The following is a 14035-nucleotide window of genomic DNA, read 5'->3' as shown; positions in this document are numbered from 1 at the left end:
ATGTATTTTAAACTATTAAATTAAGTTTTAGAGATATTAAAAATCTGGGTGTTAATATGGTTAAAAGAAACATGGTGCTTTTGGATATTGATTATATTACAGAAGATGAAAAGCCTGTTATACGTTTACTTGGAAGGGAAGTTGAAGGTGAAAATCCTAAGAGAATTATTGCATTAGACTATATTTTCCAACCATATTTCTATATAGAACCTAAAGATATGGACCAATGCTTGAAAGATCTTGAAGTATATGAGACTGAGGATATTGAGATTGTAGATAAGAAGGACTTCCAGATTCCTAAAAAATTCATAAAAATCACGTTTTCACATCCTCAGGAAGTACCTAAATACAGGGATGAGATTAAAGGATTAGATTCTGTAGTTGATATTCGTGAACATGATATTCCATTCTACAGACGTTACTTAATGGATAATGATGTTATACCAATGAGTGTCATTGAAATTGAAGGTGACTTATTAGATTCCCATAAAAGCGTTACAAGCAATTATGAAAATCTTGAGATTGTAAAATTAAATCATCCTCCAAAAAACCTTGACCAGTCATTTACTGACTTCAATATACTTAGTTTTGATTTAGAGGTTTACAATCCTAGAGGCCTTCCGAATTCCGATATAGATGAGATAATCATGATTGGTGTTACAAGTAATTTTGGAATTAGAAAGGTTTTATCCACTAAAGATAAGGTAGAAGATACTGACGAATCCTTTGTCATGAGATTAGATTCGGAAAAACAAATGATTGAGGAATTTGTAAGAATTGTTAAGGAAAACCAGGTAGATATTATAGTAGGTTATAACTCTGATAATTTTGATTTTCCATATCTTAAGGATAGGGCAGGAATGTATGGAATTGAACTTGATTTAGGTATGGATGGTTCATCTTTAAAATTTATAAAAAGGGGATTTACAGATGCCGCGTCATTTAAGGGTCTTGTTCATGTTGATTTATATTTGGTTATGAGAAGATACATGAGTCTTGACAGATACACCTTAGAGCGTGTATATCTGGAGCTATTTGGTGAAGAGAAGAAGGATGTTCCAGGTGAGATTATCTGGAAATACTGGGATAGTGACAATAGGTATTTGGATGAGCTATTTGACTATTCCTTAGATGATGTTGTATCAACCTTAATGATTGCAGAGCAGACTTTACCATTAAACCTAGAGCTTACGCGTATTGTCGGTCAACCGTTTTTTGATATAACCCGTATGACCACTGGTCAACAAGCAGAATGGTATCTTGTTAAAGAGGCTTATAAAATCAATGAGATTATACCAAACAAACCTTCTGCAGGAGATGCCTCAAGGATTCATGATCAAAATGAGGGGGGATTTGTAAAGGAACCTGTACCTGGTCTACATGAAAACCTTGTACAGTTCGATTTTAGAAGCCTATATCCTAGTATTATCATATCAAAGAATATTTGTCCCGATGTCTTAGTTAAAGGTTCTAATCCTTTGGATAATACTGATTCCTCTTTAAGTGATGAGGAAAGATATTATGTCTGTCCAGAACATAATCATAAATTCCTAAAAGAACCTAAAGGATTCATACCATCGGTAATTGGAAACATTCTAAGTGAAAGACTTAGAATTAAAAAGATCATGAAAGAATCTAATGATCCGACCGAGAAGAAAATGTTAAATATTCAGCAATTGGCTATTAAAAGATTGATTAATACAATGTATGGTGTTTATGGATATTCCAAATTTAGATGGTATTCCTTTGAATGTGCCCAAGCCATTACTGCTTGGGGTAGGGAATATATTCTATACACTATTGAAAATGCTAAAAAATATGGTTTCTATGCAATATATGCGGATACTGATGGATTTTACGCTGAATATAGGGGGGACTCCTCAGATGATGGTGATTCATTATAATGGACTTTATATTTTTAGCAGACTTTCTAAATCTTATTTATTTTTTCCTTAAGTTTTTGACTTATTTGAGATTAATTTAGATTATTTAACTTCTTACTATTTTTATTATTTTTCATTTTTGATTTCCTATTTTTAGATTTTTCCATGGATTTGTAGAATCGCTTATCATAGTTTTCACAAATATCCTCATACTGGTTCCACATGCCAATTGACGTGTTTTTCACTGGAATGTATTTTTCTTTGAATTTACTGTAAATATGTAACATTTCCTTCCCATCACGTATCATCATCTTTACACTAGGAATATCTGCCTTATAAATGCGTATCTTTTCATTATTGAATATCTTTTCGATATCTACTTTCTTATTGTTTTCATAAAGATCATTTGAAACTAGGATATTTACTTCTATATTGTTTCTTACCTCGTTATTTAAAGCATTTTTTAATGGTTCTAGTTCATTTTTATATAGAAAACCTATTCTCATATTGATTGTTTTTTGAGCCTTTTTAATTATCTCAATCTCTTTATTGATAATTTTTTCTTCTCCCCTAATTAGCCACATTGGTGCCTGTGTTTTAGCTATTTGATTCTCATGGTTATAGGTCAATTCCATCTCTGCTGCGTTTAACTGGTTAATTAACTTGTTTTTCTCTTCTTTAAATATTAAGGAAGGTGATATTGATCTATAAGTATTAGGATGTCCCTTCTCTGTTTCGATAAATCCCTTTTCATCCAATCTTCTTAACACACTATAAATTTTAGTTCTAGGAATCTCTGATTTTTCACTTATCTCGATGGCTTTTGCTTCAACCATGGAGTTTAAATTATAATATGCCAATGCCTCATATCGTGTTAATCCAAATAATCTTAAAGATTCTATAATCTTTTCATCTGTAATATTTGCCATTATGTCACCTTTAATTTTTAGCTATTTAAGATTCAAATTTAAAGTATTCTTAATATTATTGTTATTCTATGGAAATAATGTTTAAAATCAAATAGGATATAAATATTATTTTTATTGTAAATGAAATGAATATGCTAAAATTTAATTTTACTTAAATCATTATCAAAAATCTTAGTATATTAATTTATTTTTCATAATATTTAATTTAATACTTTTAACCCTTGTTAAGTTACATAATCTTTATAAATATATAAACTCAATTTATAATTAACTATAGGAGGTTATTTATATGATGAAAGATTTACCAAAAGAAAGATTGGATATGTTCTGTTACCAATGTTCTCAGACTGTAGCTGGAAATGGATGTTTTATGAAGGGTATCTGTGGAAAAGAACCTACAGTTGCAAGATTACAAGATAATTTGTTATTTACAATGAAAGGTATTAGTGCATATAATTATCAAGCAAATCATTTAGGGGCTAAAGATCCAGAAGTAGATGAATTTTTAACCAAAGGGTTATACACAACCTTGACTAATGTTAACTTCGATACTGAGGATTTAATTCAATTAGGACTTGATGCAGGTGAAGCTAGTGTAAAAGTAATGAGATTACTTAAAAATGCACATATTGAAGCTTATGGTGAACCTACACCTGTAGAAGTTAAAGTAGGGGCTCAAGAAGGACCAGCTATTATTGTAACTGGACACGATTTAAAAGCTTTAGAAGAATTATTAAAACAATGTGAAGGAACAGATGTAAATGTTTACACTCACTCTGAAATGTTACCTGCACATGGTTATCCTGAACTTAGAAAATACTCCTCATTAAAGGGTCAAATCGGAGGACCTTGGTTTGATCAAAAAGAGGTATTCTCTAAATATAATGCAGTTATCTTAGCTACTTCAAACTGTGTTTTATTACCAAAAGACGATTACAAAGACAGAATATACACCAGTGGTGTTGCAAAATTACCTTGTGTACCTCAAATTCTTGATTACAACTTTGAACCATTAATTAAACAAGCACAAGAATTAGGTGGTCTTGAAGCAGAAGAACTTACTACAGTTACCACTGGTTTCGGTGTAAGCACTATCTTAAGTTTAGCTCCAAAAATTAAGGAGTTAGTCGAATCTGGAAAAATCAGAAGATTCTTCTTAGTAGGTGGTTGTGACTCTCCAAATCCTAAAAACAGTTACTACAGAGAATTTGTAAAGAACTTACCTGATGATACTGTTGTATTAACCTTAGCTTGTGGTAAATATAAATTCAATGATTTAGACTTAGGGGATATTGAAGGTATTCCAAGATTATTAGATATGGGTCAATGTAATGATGCAGTTGCAGCAGTTGATGTTGCATTAGCATTATGTGATTTATTCGAATGTGAATTAAATGATTTACCATTAACTATCGTATTAAGTTGGATGGAACAAAAAGCTGCAGCAGTATTATGGGCTTTATTCTACTTAGGTAAAAAAGATATGTTAATTGGACCTATTTTACCTGCTTGGGCAAATGAGGATATCGTTAAAGTATTAGTAGACAACTTCAACTTAACTCCTATAGGCGATCCTAAAGAAGATATAAAAAGAATATTAGGAGAATAAATCCTAATATTTTTAAAATTTTTTAATTAATCATTTTTGAAGGCGAGAATATGACTGATGATATAAAAGGAAAAGTAATTGATACAGAATCCTTAGCAGAATACCAGGAAGGTTCTGTTGTAAGTAGGGAAATTATTAAAAAAGATATTGGTACCGTAACTATATTTGCTTTTGATAAAGGGCAAGGATTATCTGAACATAGTGCTCCTTTTGATGCATTTGTTCAAGTTATTGATGGGGAAGCAGAAATTACCTTAGCAGGACAAGCTCATACTGTTTCTAAAGGCCAAATGATTATAATGCCTGGAAATGTTCCACATGCTTTACAAGCAGTTAATTCTCCATTTAAAATGATTCTCACTATGATTAAATCAGAATAACTTCATTTTTCACCTCTTATTTTTACTTCTGATTTAATATAGTTTTTTTTAATTTTACTAATTATGATATTTTTTTCTTAAATTTTATTTAATATTAAATATCTAAATAAAAATCTTTTTTAATTTTAAATCTTAATTAATCTTATTATATTGAAGTTCATTTTTTTATTATTGGATTTAATTTAGTATTCTATTTTTATCTAATTGATTTTTAATTTTCTAGAATCAGTTTTAAGTTTTCGAATTATATTTTTAATCAAAATCTGAAATAGTCTTATTTTCTTATTTCTTTATTTTTAATTTAAATGGAATAATTCAATCTATTTTTAAATTTCATTTAAAATTTTAAATCATGTTTTTAATAATCTGTTATATACAAATGCTTTGTAATAATTATTCTGTCTTTGATATACATTTTAATTATTAAAAAATAAAAAATAATCTTTAATATTTAAAGACTTTGTAAAAATCGAGTTTTTAGATTTGAAATATTTAAAATATAAAACAAATATCATATTGCATTTATTTAACAAAAATATTTTATTTTATCCAAATATTTATAAAATAAACTAATATGCTCTAAAAATCAGTATTTTTTTTTATTTAATTAAATAGTAAATTATTTTATTTTAAAATAAGGGTAATCTATTTATTAATAAAAAGCAATTAATATGCTCTAAAAACAGTATTTATTTGGATATAAAAAGTATATAAAAATAGTTTAAAATTAAAATAATAAATTATTTTAATTTAAGTTTAAAAATTAGGAAATTAAAATTCTATTCTGTAATGTATTTACTTATATCAATATCTAATCCATCACAGATATCTTTTAATTGTTGGTATAATGCATCATCAATAGGCATTCCATTTTCTTTATGGTCTTCTACTCTCTTACTTTCGATATCTCCAGGAACAAATCCATTATCTGCATCTCTAACTTCTTTGATAAATTTGTTAGTTCCCTGTTCAAATACATCGTAACCAACGAATTTTTCAGGATCTATTGCAACGAATAAATCTCCTTTGGTACAATCTTTTCTCCAATCAGCTGTACCGGTAACACCAGTTCCAACTTCAGCACCTACTAATGGTCCACATAATATCTCAAGCATAAATGCAAGTGCGTAACCTTTGTGGGTACCAAATGCCAAAATAGAACCTTCTAATGCTTCCTCAGGGTCAGTGGTTGGATTACCATCTTTATCCAATGCTACGCCTTCAGGTAATTTTAAACCTTTTCTCTTGGATTCTAGAATTTTACCTCTTGCTGTAGCGGATGTTGCCATATCAGTTGCAATATATGTTTCTTGGTTTGGAATACTAATTGCAATAGGGTTGGTTCCGATTAATGGTTTTTTACCATTTAATGGTGCAATTGCAGGTTCAGTGTTTGCAAAGGTTAATCCAATACAATTTCTTTTTCTAGCTAAATCAGAGTAGAAACCTGTTACACCGAAGTGGTTTGAATTGTGTGTACCTACTATTCCAATACCTGTATTTTTAGCTTTGTCAATTGCAAGTTCCATAGATTTATATGCTACTACTTGCCCAAATAAACTGTGTCCATTTACAATTGCCATGGATTCAGTTTCTCTTTCGATTTCAATATCTCCGGTAAGTTTTATGTTATTAGCATCAATTGTTTTAATATATTGTGGGAATCTTCCAATTCCATGTGATGTGAAGCCTTTTAAATCTGCATCAAGCACTACTTCAGTAACTAAATTAGCATCAGCATCATTAACTCCTAACTTTAATAAAATCTCTTTTACAAGAGCTTTCTCATTTTCTTCTGTAATTTGCATTAAAACACCTTCATAATTAAAAATTTGTATATTGGTTTTAAATTTTAAATTAAATTTTATTTAAAAAATTGTAAAATTAAGAAATATTAATATTCAATTTCAGTATCTTCAAAGGTTTTTATGATAATTTTCTCTTCAGAAATAACATTGCCTATCTTATAGGCTTCAACGCTTTCGTTTAACCTTTCTAAGATAGCATCTGCATCCTCAGCAGAAGCAATTACAACAAAACCTATTCCCATATTGAATACTCTATACATCTCTTCAATAGGAACGTCTTGTTGGTATATTAATTTAAATATGTCCTGTGGCTCTGGTAAATTATTAATGTTATATCCAACACCATCTTTAAGTCTATTTAAATTAGTAAATCCTCCTCCTGTAATGTGTGCTAATCCTTTAATATTGAAATCGGATTTTAATAAGTCAACAATTGGTTTAACATATAATTTAGTTGGTTTTAATAATTCCTCTCCAACGGTTGTATTGGAATCATAAGGTAGGGGATCATCAATTTTCAAGCCTGCATTTTCAAAAAGAGCTTTTCTAGCTAAACTGTAACCATTACTATGTATACCAGTACTTCGAAGACCTATTAATATGTCTCCCTCTTCAATCTCACTACCGGTAATTATTCTATCTTTATCTACATATCCAATACCAGTTCCTGCTAAATCAAAGTCTTTTATAATTCCAGGTAAGGATGCGGTTTCACCACCAATAATTGCAATGTTGGATTCATTTGCACCTTTAACTAAACCTTCAGCAATTTCTTCTGCCCTTTCAGGATCAGGTTCTTCAACTGCAAGATAATCAACTAAAGCTATTGGTTCTGCACCTACGCAAAGTATATCATTAACAACCATTGCAATACAGTCTATTCCTACAGTATCAAATTTATTCATCATTTTTGCAATTAAAATTTTACTACCTACTCCATCAGTACTCATTGCTATAGCTTTATCTTCAAGAGGAATTAAAGCAGCAAAATGACCACTTTCAGTTAAAACTTCTCTATTTTCTAATGTATCTTTTAATTTTGAAGCTAATTTAGAAACAGTAACTGCTTCAAGATCTATATCTACACCAGATTCTGAATATGTAACCATATATTCACCTATTATTTTAAAAAATTTTTATAATCTTATATAATATTATATGTAATTCTTAATATTAAAATTTATTACTTTTATTCTTCTTTTGAAAATATAAAACAATAAAATAGATTGAATCTTTTATAGTGCTTTTATTTTTTTCAAGGCTTTTGGATACCGTAATTATCTTTAAACTATAAAATATATAGATTATAAAATTTTTTTTAAATAATTTCTACAACTACATATTTAATTTTTATTATATTTTAAGTTTTATATTTTATTTTAAAGTTTTTTTAAATTTTTATTATAGATTTATTAATTAAAATAATATTTTTATTAAAAAAATTTCAAAAATTAGATATTAATTAGATTTCATATATTTTTTAGATTTTTTAAAAATAATAGTTAATTTAAATATATTCTTGTATTTAATTGTTATCTTGTAAAATCTATTTGTAAAATAAGTTTTTAATATTATTAAATAATCTTTTTCAATTCTGTTTAAAAATAAGGTATAAGTATTTTAAATAGTTTAAAATACTTACCGTGTTTATCTATTTTTTTAAAGAGAAAAACTTTATTGAATTCTGGTACATTCAAGGTTTAATGGGGTTTTGGTTTCCATTTTGTAGCTTCTATGGATACTACTTGCTAGGTCCACTGTCTTATATGGATCTCCATGACAGACTATGATCTTTTCAGGTCTTGGACTTAACCTTTTAACATATTCCATTAATTGACGTCTGTTGGAGTGACCACTGAATCCGCTAATTGTTTCGATTTCCATTTTTACATTAAATACCTTGGTTTTATTATTAACTTCAAGAGGTATTTCTTTGTATCCTTTTTGGATTCTTTTACCTAGTGAACCTTCAGCCTGGTAACCTACAAAGATTAAAGTATTCTTCTCATCCTCACATAGGCATTTAAAGTATTCGACTGAGTTTCCTCCAGTTAACATACCTGAGGTTGAAAGAATGATACATGGATCTCCTTCAACAATGTCTTTTCTTTGATCTGGGTTGTTTACTTTAATAAATGAATCAGAAACAAATGGATTTCTTCCCATATGGAAGATTTGGTCTCTTAAGTCTTTACTTAAATATTCTGGTCTTGCAGTGTGTATTGCAGTTGCTTCCCAAATCATACCATCAATATATATCGGTACCTCATCTATTAATCCGTGGCGCATGTATTCTTCAAGTACAATCATTAACTCTTGTGCCCTTCCAACAGCAAATACCGGAACTAAAACCTTTCCTCCACGTTTTAAGGTAAGGTAGATATATTTCATCATCTGTTTTTCTGCCTCGTTTCTTGATGGGTGAATATCGTCACGGCCACCATATGTACTTTCCATGACTATGGTTTCAGCCCTTGGGAATCTGGTAGTTGCAGGTTCTAACAATCTACTTCTTTCATATTTGAAATCTCCAGTATATACAAGGTTGTGTTGACCATCTCCAATATGCATATGGCACATTGCAGAACCTAAGATATGGCCTGCATTATGTAAGGTTAATCTTATATCTGGGGAAATATCTGTTACCTCTCCATAATCTAATGTAATGGTATGTTTGATACATTTTTGAACATGTTTTACATTAAATGGCAATGGATGGTCTTCCCTGTGGGCAATATCAATGTGGTCCATTTGAAGTAAAGTCATTAAATCCCTTGTAGGGGTGGTACAATAAACAGGACCTTCATATCCGTAATGGTATAGATATGGTAGGAATCCAACATGGTCCAAGTGGGCATGTGATATAACTACTGCATCTAAATCTTGAATTGAAAATTCAGGTACATTTAAATATGGGTATGCATTTTTATCCTCGTTAGCAGCTACATTTACTCCACAATCTAATAAAACTCTACTATTTGGAGTTTGGAGTAACATACAGGATCTTCCTACCTCTTTAAATCCACCCATTGAGGTTAATCTTGCCCAGTCATTTTCATATTTTGGAGGTTGATGGATTCTTTCACCAAGATTTACCAAGAATTTCTTCCTTTCTTTGCTGCTATTTTTCATGGTATTTCTGATTCTTCCAATGATTTCTGAGGAAATTGGAGGAGTCCTTAATATTTTTGGTGCCCATCCTGTCTGTTTTACAATCTCTCTTGAGGTCACACCGTATTTTCCAATGACTAAACCTGGTTTCATTGCTTCAATGATAACCTCACAGGTCACATCATCAAATGAAATGTCTGAAATCTGTGCATCTTCAGGTACAATTTCATGAACTTTGTTAATGGTTTCCTCAGGATCTAGTAAAACGCTTTTATCAGATCGAATGATGATCCTTTTTCTAATGTCTTTTGCTAAATTACGGATTAAATCTCCATTTTCAGTTATTATTTCCGGATTTTTTGTGTAAATAACAAGTTCTGGACCTTCAAACTCAACTTTAGCTACTTGAACTCTCTCAGGTAACCTGTCCATTATTGTTTTCTTTGTTTCTTCTAGTATTTTTGAAGCCATATAATCACTTCTTTAAAAAAATAGATTTTTATTAACTTACTATGTAAAAATTAGTTTTTCTTCTTTTATTCTAGTTAATTGTTTATCATTAACCTTAAAATTCAGTTTATTTTATAATTTAATAATCATTTTACTATTGTTAATCTTATAGCAAGTAGCCATAAAATATACGTAAAATTTAATTTTTCTTTAAAATTGTAAATTTAAAAAAATTTAAAGACATTTAATAAGTTAAGTCTTTATAATTTAGTTAAAAAATTAAGAGATGAATATAAAAAATATATTCTAAATTATTTTTAAAAACAAGTTAAAATAAAAAAATAAAAATTAGTTATTGATTTTAGCTAATTTTGATTCTATTATTTCTTTATCTAACATTTTGAATCCTTCGTCATCTTTAACTGTAGCAACTAAGAATCCATTTCCAGAATAAACATCACGTTCGGTTGCAGCAGAAATTGCTCTTAATGCAAGTTCAATTCCCTCCTCAACAGTTAAATCTTCGGTGTATCTATCTTCTAATACACCATATGCAAAGATAGAACCTGATCCAGTGGAAATACATTTATCTTTAATTACTCCACCTGCAGCATCAAGTGAGTAAATTGAAGCTCCATCCTCGTCTACTCCACCAAGTAAGATTTGTACTCCTCTAGGTTGGGAACGTAAAATATTTCCAGTTAAGTTAGCAGCTGCATCAATGCTCATATCCTCTCCATTTCTTAAATTGTATAAGGAGACTTCAGCACTCATAACTTTCATTAGGTTTTGTGCATCACCAACACTTCCAGCAATGGTTGCTGCTATGTTATCATCAATTTTGAATATTTTTTCTGCTACTTTGTGTGCTACTAAGCTTCCCATGGTAGCTCTTCTTTCAGAAGCAAAAACAATACCATCTTTACAAGTAATACCAACAGTAGTGGTACCTTTTACAACTTTATCATCTTCCATGTAAACACCTCGTTTAATCACATGTAATGAATTGTATTTAATAAATATAATATCTAATTAAAATTAATTCTTAATATTCAAATATTTCCCATTAAAGCACTTTTTAAAAATTTATTAAATTAATATAAAACTTATCTTTAAAATAAATCATTTATATATTAATTTAGTAAAAATATCAAATTTCTATCTAAATGAAAAATATATTAATTAAAATAAAATCAGATTATTTAAGTATAACTTAACTAATTACACTATGTTTTTAACATATATAATAGTTTCGTTTTTATTTTTTAATAAGTTCTTTAATTAATATTGTTGATTTGTATTTTTTATTATACTATTTATAATTAATTGAATAAACCTATTAAATCTTAATCTAATAATTTATTTTAACATTAATATATGCAATTGAATTCTTCATTATAATTTCCTAATATTGGATTTTAATATTTAATATAATAATTCTGCAATTAATTTTTATTATACCTTTTTAATATTAAACTTTAATATTAGTTTTAATTAAAACTTAATATAATTATCTAATATATTTTATTGACTTTATTAGGTAGTTTTTTAATATTTTTCTTAAATAAATAATATTAAGATTGGACTTTAATTAAAGACATATCTGTTAAATTACAATTTTTATTTTCAGTTAAAAATTCATATATTTAGATATATAAATATTTCTTTTTAGATTGGTAATTATTATGAAATGGAAGATTATTGGTAAGATTTTAATCTTAGATAAAGACTATGATGATTTATCTAAGAGTCACTTAGAAAGTTTAAGGGATAAATTCCACGTTAAATCAATTGTTAAAATTGATCATATAGAAGGAAGTTTAAGAGAGCCAAAAACAGAAATATTGTTGGGGGATAGTACTGAAACAATCCATAAGGAAAATGGCTGTTATTTTAAATTGGATCTATCTAAGGTTATGTGGGCTAAAGGAAATACTAACGAGAGAATGAGAATTGCAAAATTAGTTAAAGATGATGAGGTTGTAATGGATATGTTTGCAGGTATCGGATACTTTTCAATCCCCATAGGTGTTCATGCTAATCCTCGAAAAGTATATTCGATAGAGTTAAATCCTAATTCCTATGAGTTTTTAAAGACAAATATTGAATTGAACAAGATTAATCAAAAAGCGGGATATGAAAAGATGGTGCCTATTTTAGGTGACTGTCGTTTTGAAGCTCCTAAATATAAAGCGGATAGGATATTGATGGGATATGTTAAAATAACACATGAATTCTTACCAACGGCTATAGGCTCCTTAAATCCCGGTGGAATTATTCATTATCATGAAACTGTTCCAGAAAAACTAATGTATACAAGACCTGTTGACAGGATCAAAGAGGCAGCAGGAGACCGGGAAGTTAATGTATTGAATTTTACAAAGGTTAAAAAATATTCTCCTGGTGTTATGCATATTGTTGTAGATGCTCAAATCGAGTAATGGGTCTGTCTAAATAACCTTTAAGAATTGTCTATCCTATTTTGTAGTTCTATTGCATGATTTAATGTTAAGCCATCAAGGTAATCCTCGTTTATATATTTCTTATAAACTGCTAACCTTTCCTTAAGTGTGTTTCCGCAATCTACAGTTAATCTATTTAAATGTTCTAATGTTGGCCATGGTGATGTCGGATTTACATAGTCATCAGTAAGAGGTGATACTCCACCCCAGTCATCAGCGCCACTTAATAAAAATACCTGTGCAGTTTCATAATTAAGGTTTGGAGGAACCTGGATAGATACATCATCAAATAATAGTTTTCCAAGACATACTGTTCTAATCATGTCCAATAATGTAGGTTCTGGATAGTCTTCCATTTCCATCCCCGGAGCCCTTGTAAAGTTTTGAATAATAATCTCCTGGATATGTCCATATTTTTCTTGAATTTTTTTAATTGTAAGTAATGAATCAACTACCTCCTCTTTGGTCTCTCCAATACCAATTAAAATCCCTGTTGTATATGGTATCTTTAATTTACCTGCATTTGTAATAGTTTCTATTCTACGTTTAGGTAGTTTTCCAGGACTTTTTTTATGGGCTATTGTTTTCATTAATCTTTTGGAGGAATTTTCTAACATTAGTCCCATAGAAACATTGACCTCTTTAAGTTTTTTCATCTGCCTATAGGTCATGTTTCCACAGTTTGTATGTGGCAGTAACTGTGTATTTTCAAGTGTTGACTTTGAAAAATCATAAGTATAGTCAATAATATTTGAATAACCAAGTTTATCCAGTGCTATTTTCACTGCTTCTTCCTCATCTGCATCTTCACCGAATGTAAATAATGCCTCTTTACAATCATATCTTTCACTTTCTTTTAAGGTTTTCAATATTTCCTCTGGTTTTTTAAGTATGATTGCATCTGGATCATCTGGTGTTTTCTTAAAATTACAGTATCCGCAGTCATTTTTACAGATTTCTGTAACTGGTATAAAAACATTTTTGGAGTAGGTAACTTCTGTCTCTTCTTTTTTTGAGTTAGCTAATTTCATTAGATCATTTACATCTTGACCTTCACAAGTAATTAAATCTAGGAGGTCTTCTTTTGATAAATCAGCTATTGTAATTTTTCCATTACTTAAACTATCTATAATTTCCATAAAAATCATTAATATTATTTATTATTATAAAATTAGTCAATAATTAAAAATATATTTTATTATTTTTATTTTGTTAACTTTGTAATTTTTAAAAGGTTTAATCAAACTATCTTAGGATGTTTAATTTAAGTTCCGTTAAAATTAGTTAACTTTTAATTAATTAATAAAAACAGTATCAAAATTGGTTAGCTTTTGGGTAATAATACTAGAATTAATAAAAAAAGTAATGAAAATTTAGTTAAATTTTTAAGTAATGGTTTTGGA

Annotated in this window: 10 protein-coding genes; 4 read left to right on the top strand and 6 right to left on the bottom strand. The window is 28.8% G+C overall.

Features of this window, described 5'->3' with window-relative positions; all coding sequences use genetic code 11:
- Window positions 1-56: 56 nt before the first annotated feature.
- Window positions 57-1904 carry a DNA-directed DNA polymerase gene (locus ON24_RS04550; RefSeq protein WP_040682101.1) on the top strand — a complete coding sequence of 616 codons (1848 nt, stop codon included), beginning with the start codon at window positions 57-59 and terminating at the stop codon, window positions 1902-1904.
- A 71-nt stretch (window positions 1905-1975) separates the two neighbouring features.
- Here ON24_RS04550 and ON24_RS04545 read toward each other — a convergent pair whose 3' ends face one another.
- The gene (locus tag ON24_RS04545) at window positions 1976-2812 is read right to left on the bottom strand and encodes a TrmB family transcriptional regulator (protein ID WP_050553551.1); all 837 of its coding nucleotides are present in this window, start codon (window positions 2810-2812) and stop codon (window positions 1976-1978) included.
- Between the two features lie 289 nt (window positions 2813-3101).
- On the opposite strand from ON24_RS04545, the gene hcp reads away from it, so the two are divergent.
- Both hcp and ON24_RS04535 read left to right on the top strand, forming a co-directional pair.
- Window positions 3102-4421, top strand: a complete 1320-nt coding sequence (hcp, locus tag ON24_RS04540; protein WP_040682100.1) for a hydroxylamine reductase — start codon at window positions 3102-3104, stop codon at window positions 4419-4421.
- A gap of 50 nt (window positions 4422-4471) precedes the next feature.
- Complete coding sequence (locus ON24_RS04535; protein ID WP_040682099.1) at window positions 4472-4801, top strand: cupin domain-containing protein; 330 nt, start codon at window positions 4472-4474, stop codon at window positions 4799-4801.
- A 779-nt stretch (window positions 4802-5580) separates the two neighbouring features.
- Here the strand turns inward: ON24_RS04535 and comC are convergent.
- The 4 genes from comC to psmB all read right to left on the bottom strand — a co-directional run bounded on the left by comC (window position 5581) and on the right by psmB (window position 11145).
- Window positions 5581-6609 (bottom strand): L-sulfolactate dehydrogenase, encoded by a 1029-nt coding sequence (gene comC, locus ON24_RS04530; protein WP_016359118.1) that lies wholly within the window; start codon window positions 6607-6609, stop codon window positions 5581-5583.
- Between the two features lie 86 nt (window positions 6610-6695).
- Window positions 6696-7718 carry a phosphoribosylformylglycinamidine cyclo-ligase gene (gene purM, locus ON24_RS04525; RefSeq protein ID WP_040682098.1) on the bottom strand — a complete coding sequence of 341 codons (1023 nt, stop codon included), beginning with the start codon at window positions 7716-7718 and terminating at the stop codon, window positions 6696-6698.
- A 565-nt stretch (window positions 7719-8283) separates the two neighbouring features.
- Window positions 8284-10191 carry a beta-CASP ribonuclease aCPSF1 gene (locus tag ON24_RS04520; protein ID WP_040682097.1) on the bottom strand — a complete coding sequence of 636 codons (1908 nt, stop codon included), beginning with the start codon at window positions 10189-10191 and terminating at the stop codon, window positions 8284-8286.
- A gap of 327 nt (window positions 10192-10518) precedes the next feature.
- Window positions 10519-11145: an archaeal proteasome endopeptidase complex subunit beta gene (gene psmB, locus ON24_RS04515; RefSeq protein WP_016359115.1), complete on the bottom strand. Its 627-nt coding sequence runs from the start codon at window positions 11143-11145 to the stop codon at window positions 10519-10521.
- Window positions 11146-11855: 710 nt separating this feature from the next.
- Here psmB and ON24_RS04510 point away from each other — a divergent pair.
- Window positions 11856-12611 carry a class I SAM-dependent methyltransferase gene (locus tag ON24_RS04510; protein ID WP_040682096.1) on the top strand — a complete coding sequence of 252 codons (756 nt, stop codon included), beginning with the start codon at window positions 11856-11858 and terminating at the stop codon, window positions 12609-12611.
- Window positions 12612-12631: 20 nt separating this feature from the next.
- Here the strand turns inward: ON24_RS04510 and cofG are convergent, their stop codons facing one another.
- Complete coding sequence (gene cofG / locus ON24_RS04505) at window positions 12632-13771, bottom strand: 7,8-didemethyl-8-hydroxy-5-deazariboflavin synthase subunit CofG (RefSeq protein ID WP_050553550.1); 1140 nt, start codon at window positions 13769-13771, stop codon at window positions 12632-12634.
- Window positions 13772-14035: the final 264 nt, after the last annotated feature.

It is taken from the genome of Methanobrevibacter boviskoreani JH1, assembly GCF_000320505.1.
Classification (GTDB): domain Archaea; phylum Methanobacteriota; class Methanobacteria; order Methanobacteriales; family Methanobacteriaceae; genus Methanarmilla; species Methanarmilla boviskoreani.
Note: the sequence above shows the minus strand (reverse complement) of the source record. Positions and strands in the feature narration are given on the sequence as shown.

Excerpts from the sequence above, each read along its gene's own strand:
- ON24_RS04550 (WP_040682101.1), top strand. The coding sequence starts at position 57 with ATGGTTAAAAGAAACATGGTGCTTTTGGATATTGATTATATTACAGAA.
- ON24_RS04545 (WP_050553551.1), bottom strand. The coding sequence starts at position 2,812 with ATGGCAAATATTACAGATGAAAAGATTATAGAATCTTTAAGATTATTT.
- hcp (WP_040682100.1), top strand. The coding sequence starts at position 3,102 with ATGATGAAAGATTTACCAAAAGAAAGATTGGATATGTTCTGTTACCAA.
- ON24_RS04535 (WP_040682099.1), top strand. The coding sequence starts at position 4,472 with ATGACTGATGATATAAAAGGAAAAGTAATTGATACAGAATCCTTAGCA.
- comC (WP_016359118.1), bottom strand. The coding sequence starts at position 6,609 with ATGCAAATTACAGAAGAAAATGAGAAAGCTCTTGTAAAAGAGATTTTA.
- purM (WP_040682098.1), bottom strand. The coding sequence starts at position 7,718 with ATGGTTACATATTCAGAATCTGGTGTAGATATAGATCTTGAAGCAGTT.
- ON24_RS04520 (WP_040682097.1), bottom strand. The coding sequence starts at position 10,191 with ATGGCTTCAAAAATACTAGAAGAAACAAAGAAAACAATAATGGACAGG.
- psmB (WP_016359115.1), bottom strand. The coding sequence starts at position 11,145 with ATGGAAGATGATAAAGTTGTAAAAGGTACCACTACTGTTGGTATTACT.
- ON24_RS04510 (WP_040682096.1), top strand. The coding sequence starts at position 11,856 with ATGAAATGGAAGATTATTGGTAAGATTTTAATCTTAGATAAAGACTAT.
- cofG (WP_050553550.1), bottom strand. The coding sequence starts at position 13,771 with ATGGAAATTATAGATAGTTTAAGTAATGGAAAAATTACAATAGCTGAT.